Annotated in this window: 17 protein-coding genes; 3 read left to right on the top strand and 14 right to left on the bottom strand. The window is 68.7% G+C overall.

The genetic code is table 11. The features are described from left to right. Positions 1–50: 50 nt before the first annotated feature. Together ispG and AC27L4_RS16130 are read right to left on the bottom strand one after the other, a co-directional pair. On the bottom strand, positions 51–1,322 hold the full coding sequence (gene ispG, locus AC27L4_RS16135) for a flavodoxin-dependent (E)-4-hydroxy-3-methylbut-2-enyl-diphosphate synthase (protein ID WP_487143251.1): 1,272 nt from the start codon (positions 1,320–1,322) through the stop codon (positions 51–53). Positions 1,323–1,440: 118 nt separating this feature from the next. Then, positions 1,441–1,836: a hypothetical protein gene (locus tag AC27L4_RS16130; RefSeq protein WP_487143250.1), complete on the bottom strand. Its 396-nt coding sequence runs from the start codon at positions 1,834–1,836 to the stop codon at positions 1,441–1,443. Between the two features lie 262 nt (positions 1,837–2,098). Between AC27L4_RS16130 and AC27L4_RS16125 the strand changes: the two genes are divergently transcribed. After that, the gene (locus tag AC27L4_RS16125) at positions 2,099–3,649 is read left to right on the top strand and encodes a trimethylamine methyltransferase family protein (RefSeq protein ID WP_487143249.1); all 1,551 of its coding nucleotides are present in this window, start codon (positions 2,099–2,101) and stop codon (positions 3,647–3,649) included. Positions 3,650–3,690: 41 nt separating this feature from the next. Here the strand turns inward: AC27L4_RS16125 and AC27L4_RS16120 are convergent, their stop codons facing one another. Next, entirely contained in the window at positions 3,691–5,181 is a 1,491-nt protein-coding gene (locus AC27L4_RS16120) for a TIGR04222 domain-containing membrane protein (protein WP_487143248.1), read from the bottom strand. A 191-nt stretch (positions 5,182–5,372) separates the two neighbouring features. Between AC27L4_RS16120 and AC27L4_RS16115 the strand changes: the two genes are divergently transcribed. Beyond that, on the top strand, positions 5,373–5,651 hold the full coding sequence (locus tag AC27L4_RS16115) for a hypothetical protein (RefSeq protein WP_487143247.1): 279 nt from the start codon (positions 5,373–5,375) through the stop codon (positions 5,649–5,651). A 148-nt stretch (positions 5,652–5,799) separates the two neighbouring features. Here the strand turns inward: AC27L4_RS16115 and AC27L4_RS16110 are convergent, their stop codons facing one another. The 9 genes from AC27L4_RS16110 to mtgA form a co-directional block, all read right to left on the bottom strand. Continuing rightward, positions 5,800–6,948 (bottom strand): alpha-hydroxy acid oxidase, encoded by a 1,149-nt coding sequence (locus tag AC27L4_RS16110; RefSeq protein ID WP_487143246.1) that lies wholly within the window; start codon positions 6,946–6,948, stop codon positions 5,800–5,802. Between the two features lie 263 nt (positions 6,949–7,211). Next, a complete protein-coding gene (locus AC27L4_RS16105; protein WP_487143245.1) occupies positions 7,212–7,616 on the bottom strand; it encodes a F0F1 ATP synthase subunit epsilon in 405 nt (134 codons plus the stop codon). 108 nt (positions 7,617–7,724) lie between these two features. After that, positions 7,725–9,158 carry a F0F1 ATP synthase subunit beta gene (gene atpD, locus AC27L4_RS16100; protein ID WP_487143244.1) on the bottom strand — a complete coding sequence of 478 codons (1,434 nt, stop codon included), beginning with the start codon at positions 9,156–9,158 and terminating at the stop codon, positions 7,725–7,727. Positions 9,159–9,185: 27 nt separating this feature from the next. After that, the gene (locus AC27L4_RS16095) at positions 9,186–9,590 is read right to left on the bottom strand and encodes an organic hydroperoxide resistance protein (RefSeq protein WP_487143243.1); all 405 of its coding nucleotides are present in this window, start codon (positions 9,588–9,590) and stop codon (positions 9,186–9,188) included. Between the two features lie 28 nt (positions 9,591–9,618). Then, a complete protein-coding gene (locus AC27L4_RS16090) occupies positions 9,619–10,494 on the bottom strand; it encodes a F0F1 ATP synthase subunit gamma (protein WP_487143242.1) in 876 nt (291 codons plus the stop codon). A 28-nt stretch (positions 10,495–10,522) separates the two neighbouring features. Next, positions 10,523–12,049 carry a F0F1 ATP synthase subunit alpha gene (atpA, locus tag AC27L4_RS16085; RefSeq protein WP_487143241.1) on the bottom strand — a complete coding sequence of 509 codons (1,527 nt, stop codon included), beginning with the start codon at positions 12,047–12,049 and terminating at the stop codon, positions 10,523–10,525. Further along, complete coding sequence (locus tag AC27L4_RS16080) at positions 12,049–12,609, bottom strand: F0F1 ATP synthase subunit delta (protein WP_487143240.1); 561 nt, start codon at positions 12,607–12,609, stop codon at positions 12,049–12,051. Before AC27L4_RS16080 ends, atpA begins: the two co-directional genes overlap by 1 nt. A gap of 284 nt (positions 12,610–12,893) precedes the next feature. Continuing rightward, positions 12,894–13,079 carry a 50S ribosomal protein L32 gene (rpmF, locus tag AC27L4_RS16075; protein ID WP_487143239.1) on the bottom strand — a complete coding sequence of 62 codons (186 nt, stop codon included), beginning with the start codon at positions 13,077–13,079 and terminating at the stop codon, positions 12,894–12,896. A 141-nt stretch (positions 13,080–13,220) separates the two neighbouring features. Then, entirely contained in the window at positions 13,221–13,949 is a 729-nt protein-coding gene (gene mtgA, locus AC27L4_RS16070) for a monofunctional biosynthetic peptidoglycan transglycosylase (protein ID WP_487143238.1), read from the bottom strand. 146 nt (positions 13,950–14,095) lie between these two features. Between mtgA and yddG the strand changes: the two genes are divergently transcribed. Beyond that, positions 14,096–14,977, top strand: coding sequence for an aromatic amino acid exporter YddG (gene yddG, locus AC27L4_RS16065; RefSeq protein WP_487143237.1), 882 nt, complete (start codon positions 14,096–14,098; stop codon positions 14,975–14,977). A gap of 96 nt (positions 14,978–15,073) precedes the next feature. Here the strand turns inward: yddG and AC27L4_RS16060 are convergent, their stop codons facing one another. Then, positions 15,074–15,568 (bottom strand): RNA pyrophosphohydrolase, encoded by a 495-nt coding sequence (locus tag AC27L4_RS16060; RefSeq protein WP_487143236.1) that lies wholly within the window; start codon positions 15,566–15,568, stop codon positions 15,074–15,076. Further along, positions 15,565–16,062 (bottom strand): RNA pyrophosphohydrolase, encoded by a 498-nt coding sequence (locus AC27L4_RS16055; protein WP_487143235.1) that lies wholly within the window; start codon positions 16,060–16,062, stop codon positions 15,565–15,567. Before AC27L4_RS16055 ends, AC27L4_RS16060 begins: the two co-directional genes overlap by 4 nt. Between the last annotated feature and the right edge of the window lie 5 nt (positions 16,063–16,067).

The raw sequence follows: 16,067 nt of genomic DNA, 5'->3' as shown, positions 1-16,067 counted from the left end.
GCGGCGCTTCCGGCCGATCGGCACATCTCGCTCGACCGTACCCGCTGGCGTCACTCCGCCGCGGAGCGGGCGCCGACGCCGAAGCGCCGGTCGATATAGTCGATGACCATCTGCTTGAAATCGGTGGTCAGGGTCGGCCCGCGCAGGGTCGCCACCTTCTGGCCATCGACGAAGACCGGCGCGGTCGGCGATTCGCCGGTGCCGGGCAGCGAGATGCCGATGTCGGCGTGCTTGGACTCGCCGGGGCCGTTGACGATGCAGCCCATCACCGCGACCTTCAGCGCCTCGACGCCGGGATAGCGCGTCTTCCACTCCGGCATGCTGTCGACGATGAAGCCCTGGATGTCCTGGGCCAGTTCCTGGAACACGGTGGAGGTGGTGCGTCCGCACCCCGGGCAGGCGGCCACGAGCGGCACGAAGGTGCGGATGCCCATCACCTGCAGGATCTCCTGCGCCACCTTGACCTCGGTGGTGCGGTCGCCGTTCGGCTCGGGCGTGAGCGAGACGCGGATGGTGTCGCCGATGCCGGCCTGCAGCAGCGGCGCCAGCGCCGCGGCCGAGGCGACGATGCCCTTGGAGCCCATGCCCGCCTCGGTCAGGCCGAGATGCAGGGCATAGTCGGCCCGCGCCGACAATTCGCCATAGACGGCCAGCAGATCCTGCACCGCCGAGACCTTGGCCGACAGGATGATGGCGGACTTGGGCATGCCCATCTCCACCGCCCGGTCGGCCGAGAGCAGAGCCGACTGCACCAGTGCCTCCCAGGTGACGGTGCGCGCATCGACCGGCGCGGCGCTGCGGGCGTTCTCGTCCATCAGGTGCGTGAGCAGCTCCTGGTCGAGCGAGCCCCAGTTGGCGCCGATGCGCACCGGCTTGCGGTGGCGCATCGCCGTCTCGATGATCGCGCCGAACTGCCGGTCCTTCTTCTCGCGGAAGCCGACATTGCCGGGGTTGATGCGGTACTTGTCGAGCGCCTCGGCGCAGGCCGGATGGTCGGCGAGCAGCTTGTGGCCGATATAGTGGAAGTCGCCGACCAGCGGCACGGTCACGCCGATGCGCAGCAGGCGCTCCTTGATACGCGGCACCGCGGCGGCGGCCTCGTCGCGGTCGACGGTGATGCGCACCAGCTCCGAGCCGGCGCGCGCCAGGGCCGCGACCTGCTTCACCGTCGCGTCGGCGTCGGCCGTGTCGGTGTTGGTCATCGACTGCACGACGACCGGCTGCCCGCCGCCGACGGTGACGGCGCCGGGGCCTTCGCCCACCTGCACCGGCACGGTGGTCCGCCGGGAGGAGAGGCCATAGCGGGAATAGGACGGGATCATCGGCTGCGTCCGGGAAGGTCGGGTGCCCTATGAGATGGACGCTGGCGCGGGGGGCGTCAATGGGGCACGAGCGCGCCGGTGCGGGGCGGCCGCAGCCGTCCCGCGCAACGCCAGGCGGTCAGCCGTGCTCCCAGAAGAAGAAGTCGGGATGCTCGCGCCGCCATTGCGTCGCCCGCTCCTGGTGCTCGCCGATGATGATGCCGAAGCGCACGCAGGCCGCGCGGTTGCCGATGTCGCACGCCGCGCGCAGCCGGCTCATCTGGTCGTAGTAGGGATCGACGGCGACCGGCGCCGGCGGAGGCGCGACATAGACCGGCGCCTGCCGGACATAGACCGGCTGCGGTGCGGGGGCCAGGGCCTGGCCGAGCAGGACGCCGCCCACCGCGCCGACGGCGAGGCCGCCGGCGAAGGCTGCATTCCTCCCCTCGGCTGCCGCGGCCGGGCCGGCCGCCGGCAGGAGCGCGCCGGCGACGCCGAGGGCGAGGACGGCCGCTGTGACGATATGTCTGGACACTGGAATTCTCCGATCGGTTCCGTCAGCACCCCAGCATCGCGAGAATTGTCCCGACAGCGTGAACCCGGCGTTAACGAGGCGTGCAGATTCGTACCGGGCGATGGCGCGAGGGGCCCCGGGGTGCAAGACGCTGTCCTTCCCGCGCCGCCCCTGTCGCGGCGAGGCAAAAGCGCGGCGGGCTTGGGCCGTGACCGGAGCGTGGCCTCGCCTATGTGTTTTCCCGATGGGCTCATGCCGGACTCGAGCCCGAGGGAGAACGGCCATGTCGCACGCAGCGGAAGCCCATGAGGTCCAGGGGGCGCGGCGCGGACGCGACGCCAGGCGGGCGGCGCGAGCCCAGCGCAGCGGCGTCGCCGTGCCTTTCATCACCCGCAACCTGCCGCTGACCGAGGTGCTCTCGGAAGAGGCGATGCAGATCATCGAGCACAATGCCGAGACGCTGCTGCAGGAGATCGGCATCGAGTTCCGCGACTATCCGCGGGCGCTGGAGCTGCTCAGGGGCGCCGGAGCCGACATCAAGGGAGAGCGGGTGCGCTTTCCCCGCGGCCTCGCCCGCCAGCTGATCTCGACCGTCCCGTCCCAGTACACCCAGGTCGCCCGCAACCCCGAGCGCAGCGTGCAGATCGGCGGCAAGGCGACGGTGTTCGCGCCGAACTACGGCTCGCCCTTCGTGCACGACCTCGACAAGGGGCGGCGCTACGGCACGATCGAGGACTTCCGCAACTTCGTGAAGCTCGCCTACATGTCGCCCTATGTGCACCACTCGGGCGGCACGGTGTGCGAGCCGGTCGACCTGCCGGTGAACAAGCGCCATCTGGAGATGGTCTATGCCCATATGCGGCTGTCCGACAAGCCGTTCATGGGCTCGGTCACCCACCCCGACCGGGCGCTCGATACGGTGAAGATGTCCGAGATCCTGTTCGGCGCCGACTTCATCCAGCAGAACACCGTCGTCACCAGCCTGATCAACGCCAACTCGCCGATGGTGTGGGACAACACCATGCTCGGCGCGGCCGACGTCTACGCCCAGAACAACCAGGCCTGCATCATCACCCCGTTCATCCTGTCGGGCGCGATGAGCCCGGTGACGGTGGCGGGGACGCTGACCCAGGTGCTGGCCGAGGTGCTGGCCGGCGTCTCCTTCCTCCAGCTGGTGCGCCCCGGAGCGCCGGCGATCTTCGGCACCTTCGTCTCCACCCTGTCGATGCAGTCGGGCGCACCGACCTTCGGCACGCCCGAGGCCGCCCTCGCCATCTACGGCGCGGCACAGCTGGCGCGGCGCATGAAGATGCCGTTCCGCACCGGCGGCTCGCTCTGCGCCTCCAAGATCCCCGACGCCCAGGCCGCCTATGAGAGCGCGCAGACCCTGGTCCCGACCCTGCACGCCGGCACCAACTTCGTGCTGCATTCGGCCGGCTGGCTGGAAGGCGGCCTCTCCGCCAGCTACGAGAAGTTCATCATGGACTTCGACCAGCTCGGCGCCATGCACGTGCTGGCCAAGGGGGTCGACATGTCCGAGAACGGCCAGGCGATGGAGGCCTTCCATCAGGTCGAGCCCGGCGGCCATTTCCTCGGCTGTGCCCACACCCAGGCCAATTTCGAGACCGCCTTCTACCGCTCCAGCGTCGCCGACAACAATTCGGTCGAGCAGTGGGAAGCCGAAGGCAAGCAGGACGCCCCGCAGCGCGCCAACCGCATCTGGAAGAAGATGCTGGCCGAATACGAGGCGCCCGCGATCGATCCGGCCGTGGACGAGGCGCTGCGCGACTTCATCGAGCGCAAGAAGAGCTCGATGCCCGACGCGATGTATTGAGGACGTTCGGCCCCTGCGCGGCACCACCTCTCCAGGCGGCGTCAGCCGCCGCAGCCCGCACCGCCGCCGCAACCACCGGCACCGTCACCGCTGCAGCCACCGCCACCGCAGGACGACCTGGATTTGCCGCCGGCCGTTTGCGGCGCGAGGCCGTCGAGAAAGGCGGCAAAGTCCAGGAGGCCGATTTCGGCCAGTGCCGATGTGCCGAACACGGCGACCCAGACGGAGAGCTCCGGACTTGTGACCGAGGGCCGTCCCTGCCTCCCCAATTCGGCCCGCACCGACCGCTCGAACCGGAGAGCGGCGGGGAGAGGCGGAACCACACGGCGTCGAAGCAGGGCCAGGACGATCCCCGTCAGCGCCAGGGCCATGATCAGCATCGGGACGGGGCGATGATACGCCATGCCGAAGCCCAATCGCACGAGACCCAGGGCGAGCAGCGGCCCGATCGCCAGGAACGGCATCCAGCGCACCATGTCGAGCTCGCGAGGCCGGCGCAGCAGGCGGGCCTCGGTCAGATCCCGCTCGATCCTGGCCAAGACCGGGTCGACGGCGTCGGCCGCGAGCGTCACCTCCGCCTGTCCGAGCCTGTCGGCGATCAGTTGCTCGGGCGGTTCAGCCAGCGATGAGGCTCTCCGTACCAGTACCGGGCGACGCGATTGCAGCACGACTTCGCCGCCGGCGTAGAGGCGGGCCATCGCGGTTTCGAACACTCTCTGCCCGCCGCCGGTCAGATAGGCGAGGTGATAGACGCCGAGCTGCGCGCCGCTCCCCCACCGGCCGAACCGGGGCGGCGTCGCGGCGCGCGCAGGCCAACCCGGCACGAGCACCAGCCGATGCCCGTTCTGCACCGCGACGCAGCCGGTCGCGGCAAGACCGAGAACGACGGCATAGAGCAGCAGGAAGGCCGGCCCCTGGAGGGCGCCCGGGCTCGGCGAGTTGTAGAGGGCGGCACATCCGGGCACGGCCAGCAGGAGCGCCATCGGGGAAAGGGATCCGAGCAGACCCTGCAGGCGCGCCAGGAGCCCGCTCCCGCCGGCCCGGGAGAACCCGCCGGCGGCAGCCGCATCGGGATCCGGCCAGATTTCGGTCGGCGGCTCTTCGCCGAAGAGGCGCCGATAGTCGGCGAGCGTCTGCCGGTAGAGCTGCGCAAGGCGCAGATCCTCCTCGATGCCGCCGCGGCTGGGCTCGTGGTGAAAGTCCCGCTGCAGCACCTCCCGGCAGAATTCGCCCCAGTAGCGCTTCGTATCGAGCAGATGCAGGTGCCAGGCCTCGTCCACCGCACGCGAGGGACAGGCGCCGTAGCCGCTGCAGAGGGCTATGGCCACGAAGCGCCGATATTCGAACGTCACCCGCCGGGCCTTGTCCCGGCTCCAGCCGCACCCGGCAGCCAGCCGCGCGGTAAAGGGAGCGGCGTCGCCGGGCTTGTCGAGGTCACAGGCTTCGAGCCTGGCCCGGAGCTTCTGAAAATCCGGCTGCGTCCCGCCCAATGCCGGCGGTCTGGGCATTCCGGCTTCAGCGAAGTCCTGCAAGGTCCCTCTTGGCCCTCTTCCGAGGTCCCTCACCCTACCACGGCCACCGCCCGACCCGCCAGGGCCTCGCTGGGCCGATTCCCGCGGCGTTTCCCCTGTGCCAATGCGCACGGCGGGGATGGGAGGGGCCGCTAAAGTCGCCTCATCAAGCCGGCGCAAGGGCGCGGCGATCAGACCAGAGGACGACCACCATGTTCCGCAAGCTCATTTCCGCCGGCCTCGTCGCGACCACCCTGGCCGGAGCCACCCTCGCCACCACCGGCGCCGCCGAAGCCCGCAACGGCCGCAACGCCGCCTTCGCCGCCGGCGCCGTCGGCGGCCTGCTCCTCGGCGGCCTCGTCGCCAGCTCCTACGGCCGCGGCTACGGCTACGAGCCGGTCTACTACGAGCCGACCTGCTTCTGGCGCAAGCAGCGCGTCTACGACGGCTACGGCTACTACCACTACGAGCGCGTGCGCATCTGCCGCTGACCTCCCGGTTCGAGCGTCGAGCCATCGTCGCGCCCGGACAGCAACTCGACGCACGAGGAAGCCCCGCAGAACCCTGCGGGGCTTCTTGCATCGGGGACCGACCATGAAGCCGGCCGCCTCGATCGCGGCGAGAACCACGAGAAGCCGCTCAGGACCGAAACCGCAGGCCTTGCCGCGACAGCTGGTCGACGGACGTGCAGCCCATCAGCTTCATGCCGCGCTCGATCTCGGCGCGCATCTGCTCCAGCGCGCGCTCCACGCCGGCCTGGCCGGCGGCGGCGAGCGGGAAGAGGTAGTAGCGGCCGACGCCCACCGCCTTCGCTCCCAGCGCCAGCGCCTTCAGCACATGGGTGCCGCGCTGCACGCCGCCGTCCATCATGACGTCGATCCTGTCGCCGACGGCATCGACGATCTCGGCCAGCTGGTCGAAGCCGCTGCGCGAGCCGTCGAGCTGGCGCCCGCCATGGTTGGACAGCACGATGCCCGTGCAGCCGATGTCCACGGCGCGCCGGGCGTCCTCCACCGTCATGATGCCCTTGAGGCAGAAATGGCCGCCCCAGTGCTGCACCATCTCGGCCACGTCGTCCCAGCCCATCGCCGGATCGAGCATCTCGGTGAAGTAGCGGCTGATCGACATGGTGCCGCCGCCCATGTCGACGTGGCTGTCGAGCTGCGGCAACCTGAACTTCTCGTGCATGAGGTAGTTGATCGCCCAGGCCGGCTTGACGGCGAACTGCGCGATGCCGGCGAGGTTCAGCCTGAAGGGGATGACGAAGCCCGTGCGCTTGTCGCGCTCGCGGTTGCCGCCGGTGATGCTGTCCACCGTCAGCATCATCACCTCGACGCCCGCCTGCTTGGCGCGCGCCATCATCTCGCGGTTGAGGCCCCGATCCCGATGGAAATAGAACTGGTAGACCTGCGGGCCGCCGCTGATCCGGCGGGCTTCCTCGAGGCTGACCGTCCCGAGCGAGGACACGCCGAACATGGTGCCGAACTTGCCGGCCGCCGCGGCCACGGCGCGTTCGCCCTGGTGATGGAAGAGCCGCTGCAAGGCGGTCGGCGAGCAGTAGACGGGCATGGCCAGCTTCTGGCCCATCACCGTCACCGACATGTCGACCTCGCTCACCCCGCGCAGCACGCTCGGCAGCAGGTCGCACGTCTCGAACGCCGCGGTGTTCCGGCGATAGGTCACCTCGTCGTCGGCCGCGCCGTCGATATAGTTGAAGATCGGTCTCGGCAGGCGCTGCCTGGCCAGGCGGCGGAAATCATGGAAGTTGTGGCAGTTCTGTAGACGCATTTCGGGCTCCCTGCCGGCTCGCGCCCGAAGCGTGCCGCGCGGATAAGGAGGGCGCGGCACGCGCCGGACCTGCGGTTCGGGATGCTATCGCGAAACCGCGGGCACTCCGAGCCTCGTGCATCCCCTCGCCTCGGGGTTCCGGCCGTGCCAGGCCGACGACCGCGGCGGCATCTCCGCCCCGAGGCGGTTCAGGCCGGGTGCGCCAAAAGAGAAGGCCGCCCTGGAGGGCGGCCATGCCTTCGACGCCCGCGATTGCCGGGCCCTCAGTGGGTGATGGCGCGCTGCACGTCGCGGAGCTGGCCGAGCTTGGTCAGGGCCTTGGACTTGGCGGCATCGGAGCTCGCGTCGGCCACGTCCTCTTCCGCCATCGAGATCTCGCTGGCGAGCTTCTCGGCGGAAAGCTCCTCCACCGGGACCGCATGCTCGGCGAGAATGGTCAGGCCTTCCGGGTTCACCTCGGCGAAGCCGCCGCGGACGAACAGGCGGCGGGCGACGCCCGAAGCGGTCTCGCGCACGGCGATCAGGCCCGGCCGGATGGTGGACATGACCGGCGCATGATGCGCCAGCACCTCGAAATCGCCTTCCGTACCCGGAATGACGACGCCCTCGACCGGACCGGAGAACAAAAGCCTCTCCGGCGTGACGAGTTCGAACTGGAACGTTGCCATCAGCGAATTCCTTCCAGGCCGGATTGCGCGACGGCGCCCGAGGGCGCCGTCCGGCCATCCCGCACATCCTCATGGTCCCGGCCGGAACACTCCGGCCGGATCAGCTCGTCACGCAGCTTCCGCAGCGAGCTTCCTGCCCTTCTCGACGGCCTGCTCGATGGTGCCGACCATGTAGAAGGCCGCCTCCGGCAGGTAGTCGTACTTGCCCTCGACGATGCCCTTGAAGCCCTTGACCGTGTCCTCGATCTTGACCTGCACGCCCGGCGAGCCGGTGAAGGTCTGGGCGACGTCGAAGGGCTGCGACAGGAAGCGCTCGATCTTGCGGGCGCGGGCGACGGTGAGCTTGTCCTCTTCCGAGAGCTCGTCCATGCCCAGGATCGCGATAATGTCCTGCAGCGCCTTGTAGCGCTGGAGCACCTGCTGCACCGCACGGGCGGTGTTGTAGTGCTCCTCGCCGACGACGGCGGCGGTCAGCATGCGCGAGGTGGAGTCGAGCGGGTCGACCGCCGGGTAGATGCCCTTCTCGGCGATCGAACGCGACAGCACCGTGGTGGCGTCGAGATGGGCGAAGGAGGTGGCCGGCGCCGGGTCGGTCAGGTCGTCGGCCGGCACGTAGATCGCCTGCACCGAGGTGATCGACCCCTTGGTGGTGGTGGTGATACGCTCCTGCAGGGCGCCCATGTCGGTGGCGAGCGTCGGCTGATAGCCCACCGCCGAAGGGATGCGGCCAAGCAGAGCCGACACTTCCGAGCCCGCCTGGGTGAAGCGGAAGATGTTGTCGACGAAGAACAGCACGTCCTGGCCCTGGTCGCGGAAATGCTCGGCGACGGTGAGGCCGGTGAGCGCGACGCGGGCACGGGCGCCCGGCGGCTCGTTCATCTGGCCGAACACCAGGGCGCACTTCGACTGGATCTTCGGGTCGGGATTGTGCGGATCGGCGTTGACGCCGGCGTCGATGAACTCGTGATAGAGGTCGTTGCCCTCGCGGGTACGCTCGCCGACGCCGGCGAACACCGAGAAGCCGCCATGGGTCTTGGCGATGTTGTTGATCAGCTCCTGGATCAGCACGGTCTTGCCGACGCCGGCGCCGCCGAACAGGCCGATCTTGCCGCCCTTGGCGTAAGGGGCGAGCAGATCGACCACCTTGATGCCGGTGACCAGGATCTGCGCTTCCGTCGACTGCTCGGCATAGCTGGGCGCCGGAGCGTGGATCGGACGCAGCGCCTCGCCCGTCACCGGACCGGCCTCGTCGATCGGCTCGCCGACGACGTTCATGATGCGGCCGAGCGTGGCGTTGCCCACCGGCACCTGGATCGGCAGGCCGGTGTCGCCCACGGACTGGCCGCGGACCAGGCCTTCGGTCGTGTCCATGGCGATGCAGCGGACGGTCGATTCGCCCAGATGCTGCGCCACTTCGAGCACGAGGCGCTGCCCGTTGTTGCTGGTCTCCAGAGCATTGAGGATTTCAGGCAGATGCCCGTCGAACTGCACGTCGACGACGGCGCCGATGACCTGGGCAATGCGACCGGTCGGATTGGCCATGGGTGTCTCCTTCAAACTTGGGTCGGGTCAGACGGCGGTGATCGTGACGGGCACGTTGCCGCGGGTCGCCCGCGAATAGGGGCAGATCGTATGCGCATCGTCGGCCAGCGCCTGGACCTTGTCCTTGTCCGCGCCGGGGATCGACACCTTGATGTCGACGGAGAGCGCGAAGCTGACCTCGTCCTTCTCCAGCTTGACCGCCACGGTCACCTTGGCGGCCGAGCCGTCCAGGCCATGCTTCTTGCCGAGGGCCAGGATGGCCTGGCCGTAGCAGGCGGAATAGCCGAGGGCGAACAGCTGCTCGGGATTGTGGCCGTCGCCCGCGCCGCCCAGCTCCTTGGGGAAGGCCATGGCGAGGGACAGGCCGGCGTTCTCGAGGATCGCACGCCCCTCGCGGCCGCCCTTGGTCGTCGCGCTGGTGGTGTAGGCCATGACGGTTCTCCCTGGACTCGCTTGGCTGTCAGAGCGCTTCCGCGCCCGAGATGATCTCGATCAGTTCCTTCGTGATCATAGCCTGGCGGGTACGGTTGTAGGTGATCGTCTGCTTCTTGATCATCTCGCCGGCATTGCGCGTGGCATTGTCCATGGCGGACATGCGCGCGCCCTGCTCCGACGCGCCGTTCTCCAGCAGAGCCCGCAGGATCTGGATGGTGACGTTGCGCGGCAGCAGATCGGCCAGGATCGCGCCCTCGTCGGGCTCGTAGTCATAGGCGGTCCTCGCCTCGCCCGGCTTGGCGGCCGGCACCTCGGCGGGGATGATCTGCTGGGCCGTCGGGATCTGGGCGATCACCGACCTGAACTTCGAGTAGAACAGGGTGGCGACGTCGAAGCCGCCCTGCTCGTAGAGCTCCAGCACCTTCTCGCCGACCGATTCGGCCTGATCGAAGCCGATCTGGCGCACCGAGCGGAACTCGATCACGTCGATGATGTGCCTCTCGAACTGACGCTTGAGAACATCCGCGCCCTTCTTGCCGACGCAGAGGATCTTGACGGTCTTGCCCTGCGCCAGCAGCGACGTGGCCTTGTCGCGCGCCAGACGGGCGATCGAGGAATTGAAGGCGCCGCACAGGCCGCGCTCGGCCGTGCAGACGATCAGCAGGTGGACCTGGTCGCTGCCCGTGCCGGACAGCAGCCGCGGCGCCTGGCGGATATCCGAGACGCCGCCGGCGAGATTGGCCAGCACCGCGTCCATGCGCTCGGCATAGGGACGCGCGGCTTCGGCCGCCATCTGGGCGCGGCGGAGCTTGGCCGCCGCGACCATCTGCATGGCCTTGGTGATCTTCTGCGTCGCCTTCACGGAGGCGATGCGGTTGCGTAGGTCTTTCAGCGACGCCATCGTCCCCGCCTTTCAGGTCCAGGCAGGATCAGGCGAAGGTCTTGGCGAAGGATTCGACCTGCGCCTTGAGCTTGGCCGCGACATCGTCGGAGAGATCCTTCGACGAGCGGATGGCCTCCAGGATCGTGCCCTCGCCGCGGAGCTTGGCCAGCAGGCCGGCCTCGAACTCCTTCACCTTGCTGACCGGCAGCGGGTCGAGATAGCCGTTGACGCCGGCATAGATCACCACAACCTGCTCTTCCATCTTCAGCGGCGAGAACTGGCCCTGCTTCAGGAGCTCGGTCAGGCGGGCGCCGCGGTTGAGGAGGCGCTGGGTGGTGGCGTCGAGATCGGACCCGAACTGGGCGAAGGCCGCCATCTCGCGGTACTGGGCCAGCTCGCCCTTGATCTTGCCGGCGACCTTCTTCATCGCCTTGGTCTGGGCCGAGGAGCCGACGCGCGACACCGAGAGGCCGACGTTCACCGCCGGGCGGATGCCCTGGTAGAACAGGTCGGTCTCGAGGAAGATCTGGCCGTCGGTGATCGAGATCACGTTGGTCGGGATGTAGGCCGACACGTCGTTGGCCTGGGTCTCGATCACCGGCAGGGCGGTCAGCGAGCCGAGGCCGGCGTCCTTGCCCATCTTGGCCGCGCGCTCGAGCAGGCGGGAATGCAGGTAGAACACGTCGCCCGGATAGGCTTCGCGGCCCGGCGGACGACGCAGCAGCAGCGACATCTGGCGGTAGGCGACGGCCTGCTTGGACAGGTCGTCATAGATGATCACGGCATGCATGCCGTTGTCGCGGAAATACTCGCCCATGGCGCAGCCGGCGAAGGGTGCCAGGTACTGCATCGGCGCGGCGTCCGAGGCGGTGGCGGCGACGATGATGGAGTAGTCGAGCGCGCCGTTCTCCTCCAGAACCTTGACGAACTGGGCGACGGTGGAGCGCTTCTGGCCGATGGCGACGTAGACGCAGTAGAGCTTCTGGCTCTCGTCGTCGCCCTGGTTCAGCGGCTTCTGGTTGAGGATGGTGTCGAGCGCCACGGCGGTCTTGCCGGTCTGGCGGTCGCCGATGATCAGCTCGCGCTGGCCGCGGCCGATCGGGATCAGGGCGTCGATGGCCTTGAGGCCGGTCGCCATCGGCTCGTGCACCGACTTGCGCGGAATGATGCCGGGGGCCTTGACGTCGACGCGGGCGCGCTTGTCGGCCTGGATCGGGCCCTTGCCGTCGATCGGATTGCCGAGGGCGTCGACAACGCGGCCGAGCAGGCCCTTGCCGACCGGCACGTCGACGATGGCGCCGGTGCGCTTGACGACGTCGCCTTCCTTGATCTCACGGTCGGAGCCGAAGATCACGACGCCGACATTGTCGCTCTCGAGGTTGAGGGCCATGCCGCGCGTACCGCCCGGGAATTCGACCATCTCGCCCATCTGGACGTTGTCGAGGCCGTAGATACGCGCAATGCCGTCACCGACGGAAAGGACCTGACCGACTTCGGAGACTTCGGCTTCCTGGCCGAAGTTCTTGATCTGCTCCTTCAGGATGGCGGAAATTTCAGCGGCGCGGATATCCATCAGCCGACCTCTTTCATGGCGATCTTGATCGATTGGAGTTTGGTCTTCAGCGAGGCGTCGATCATGCGGCTGCCGACCTTCACGGTCAGCCCGCCGATCAGGCCCGGATCGACCTTGACGTCGAGTGCGACATCCTTGCCGGTCGCGCCGCGAAGCGCGTCCTTGAGGGTCGCGAGATGAGCATCGGAGAGAGGCTGCGCCACCACGACCTCGGCCGTGGTCTCGCCGCGCGACCTGGCGACGAGCGCCCGATAGGCCTTCGACATGTCGCGCACGGCGAAGAGGCGGCGGTTCTGGGCGACGAGCCTGACGAAGTTGGCGGCTAGGCCGCCGATGCCGGCACGCTCAAGCACGGCGGACACGGCCTTGGTCTGCTCCTCGGAGGAGAACACCGGGCTGCGCACCAGCCGCTCGAGGTCGGCGCTTTCGGCGACCAGGGCGTCGAAACGGGCAAGATCGGCGCCCACTGCATCGACGGCGTTGGTCTCCTGGGCGAGATCAAAGAGCGCGGACGCATAGCGTCCCGCCATGCCGGATATGATGGGTTCTTCGCCTGCCACGGACAGCCTTCCTGCTGGACCCGCCCCGCTCCCCCGGAGGGACCGGCGGAATCAGCGCTTAAGTCTTTGACGAATATGTTGGATTCTCAACGGATCCGAAGCCGGAGCACGCCCCCCTCCGAAATCTCGGGGCTCACTAACACACAGATCCCGCTGACGCAACATGACCTGGCGAGGTTGCAGCCTCTCCAAGATGGGCGACATTATGGCGCGGCCCGTGGTTGGACACGCAAAAAAGGCCGGCGTCGAGCCGGCCCCCCCTGCGAACCGAGCAGCGCGCCCGATCAGGCTTCGCTCTTCGCCGTCAGGATCTGGCGGCCGCGATACATGCCGCTCTTGAGGTCGACATGATGCGGACGGCGCAGTTCGCCCGAGTCCTTGTCCTCGACATAGGTCGGGGCCTTGAGCGCATCGGCCGAGCGGCGGAAGCCGCGCTTCATGCGGGAGGTTTTTCGCTTCGGAACAGCCATGACGTGATCTTCTCAAGTGGCGCGCGGGCCGCAGGTCGACGGCAAACCGCTCGGGTCATTCGAATAAGGCGGCAGCCTATACAGGAAGAGCGTCGGGGAAGAAAGGGGTTCCCGGCAGGATTTGCGATTCCGCCGCGCCGCCTATTTGACGCAGTCGAGAATCTCGCCCGAGGCCCGGGCCCGGCTGGCGATCAGGCCGGCGAGATTGCGCAGACGCCGGGAGGGATCGCCGGCGTCGCGCTTGATCGGATTGGGCAGCGCCACCGCCAGCAGCGCCGCCTCGCGCTTGGTCAGCGCCGCGGCGGGCTTGCTGAAGTAGGTCTGCGCCGCGGCCTCGGCCCCATAGATGCCGTCGCCCCATTCGGCGATGTTGAGATAGACCTCGATGACGCGCTGCTTCGACCAGACGAGATCGATCCACAGCGCCAGGGGAATCTCGGCCCCCTTGCGCACCAGCGTCGGCAGGTACCAGAGGTAGAGATTCTTGGCCACCTGCATGGCGATGGTCGAGGCCCCGCGCGACGGGCCCTTGTCGCCCCCCTGCTGCAGCACCAGCTCGATCGCGTCGAAATCGACCCCGTTGTGCATGCAGAAGCGCGCATCCTCCGACGACAGCACCGCGAGCGGCAGCGCCGGCGAGATCCGGTCGATCGGCATCCAGCGCCGGTCGACATCCTGCAAGGTCACGGCGCGACCGATCATCGGCAGCGAGATCGGCGGCACCACCGCATAGACCAAGGTCAGGACAAAGGGCGTCAGGCCGACCAGCACCAGGCCAAGCAGGACCCTGCGCCAGAGGCGGCCGCCGCCGCGGCGCTTCGGCTTGGGTTCCGTCACCATGTCGTCGGGCGTCAGGATCGCGTCGGCCATCACTCGGGCGTGAAAAGGGCGGCTGGTTTCTCCATCCATAGCCGATCTCGCGGGCAAAGGCACGGCCTGCCTGCATGCCGACGGGACTGGCCAAGCGCCCGGGCTTCAGCCATAGGTCAGGCTCCCCGCCTCTCCGGTCGCCCTCCATGTACTCGCGCATCGCCGCCACCCTGATCGGCCTCGTCGCCATCGCCTTCTGGGCCGTGCTCGCCCTGCTCACCGCCGCGTCCGGCACCGTGCCGCCGTTCCAACTCCTGGCGATGACGTTCACCGTGGGAGCGGCGATCGGCGTGGTCTCCTGGCTGTTCCGGCCCGGAGCGGTGCGGGCGCTGCGCCAGCCCTGGCCGGTGTGGCTGCTCGGCGTCGGCGGCCTGTTCGGCTACCACGCCGTCTATTTCGCGGCGCTGAAGCAGGCGCCGCCGGCCGAGGCCAGCCTGGTCGCCTATCTCTGGCCGCTGCTGATCGTGCTGTTCTCGGCACTGCTGCCGGGCGAGCGGCTGCGCTGGTTCCACGTGGCGGGCGCCCTGCTCGGCTTTGCCGGCGTGGTGACGCTGGCGCTCGGGCGCGGCGTCGCCCTGGAGGCGCAGAACCTGCCGGGCTATCTGCTGGCGCTGGCCTGCGCCTTCATCTGGTCGGGCTATTCGGTGCTGTCGCGCCGTTTCAAGGGTGTGCCGACGGATGCGGTGGTCGGCTTCTGCATCGTGACCGCCCTGCTGGCCGTGGCGTGCCATCTCCTGTTCGAGCAGACGATCCGGCCGGCCCGCCTCACCGAATGGCTGGCGATCCTCGGGCTCGGCCTCGGGCCGGTCGGCGCGGCCTTCTACACCTGGGACCACGGCGTCAAGCATGGCGACATCCGCCTGCTCGGCGTCGCCTCCTATGCCACGCCGATCCTGTCGACGCTGCTCCTGGTGCTGGTCGGCTTTGCCGAGCCGACCCTGGCGCTCGGTCTCGCCTGCCTGCTGATCGTCGGCGGCGCCCTGCTCGCCGCGCAGGACCAACTGTTCGGCGGCCGGAAGGCGGCCTAGAGCAAAGCGCGTTTTGGTGGAAACGCTCGTTGCTCTAACTTCTTGTTTCGACGCGTCTTTGCGACTTGACGCGATTCCGTCAAATCGCAAAACGCTTTAGGAGCCGAACGCGGCGAAGGCGACCGCCATCCGCTCATAGACCGCACGCTTGTGCGGCGTGACCAGCCCGGGCAGGCGATCCAGTCGCTCCCAGCGCCAGTCGAACAGTTCCTGGGGCTCGCCGGTCGGCAGGTGGACCACGTCGATCTCACGCACGTCGCCGTCGAAGCGCAGCGCCGCCCAGCGCTGGCGCTGGCCGCGAAAGGGCGAGAGCTTGTGCCGCGGCCCGTCATAGGGCGGGAAGTCGTAGGCCCACCAGTCCGGCGTCACCGCCAGCACCGTGACGGAGCGGATGTTGGTCTCCTCCCACAATTCGCGCCGCGCCGCCGCCTCGATGTCCTCGCCCTCGTCGATGCCGCCCTGCGGGCACTGCCATTCGAAGCCCGGCACCACCAATTCCGGCCCCGACGTCTCGGCCCGGCCGACGAAGACCAGCCCCGCCGGGTTGAACAGGGCGATACCGACATTGGGGCGGTAGGGCAGCGCGCTCACGGCGCCAGGTGCCTGAAGGCGGCGACGACCTCGCGATAGACGCCGCGCTTGAACGGCACGATCAACTCGGGCAGCCGCTCCATCGCTTCCCAGCGCCAGGCGTCGAACTCGGGCTTGTGAGCGCCGCCGCCGGGACTGGCGATGTCGATCTCGCTCTCCTCGCCCTCGAAGCGGAACGCGAACCATTTCTGGGTCTGGCCGCGGTACTTCCGGGTCCAGCCGCGGCCGACCATCTCGGCCGGCAGGTCGTAGGAGAACCATTGCGGCGCCTCGGCCAGCGGCGCGATGCTGGTGACGCTGGTCTCCTCGTAGAGCTCGCGCAGGGCGGCGGCGCGCGGCTCCTCGCCCTCGTCGATGCCGCCTTGCGGCATCTGCCATTCCAGGCCTGCTTCGACGCCGCCGCCCGGCCTGCGGCCGATGAAGACCCGGCCGGCGCGGTTCAAGAGCATGACGCCGACACAGGGGCGGTAAGGCAAGGTGCTGCGATCGGTCATATCGC

The organism is Labrys sp. Lb11, from assembly GCF_057554225.1.
The sequence above is the reverse complement of the archived record's forward strand: the minus strand, read 5'-3'. Positions and strand labels throughout refer to the sequence as shown.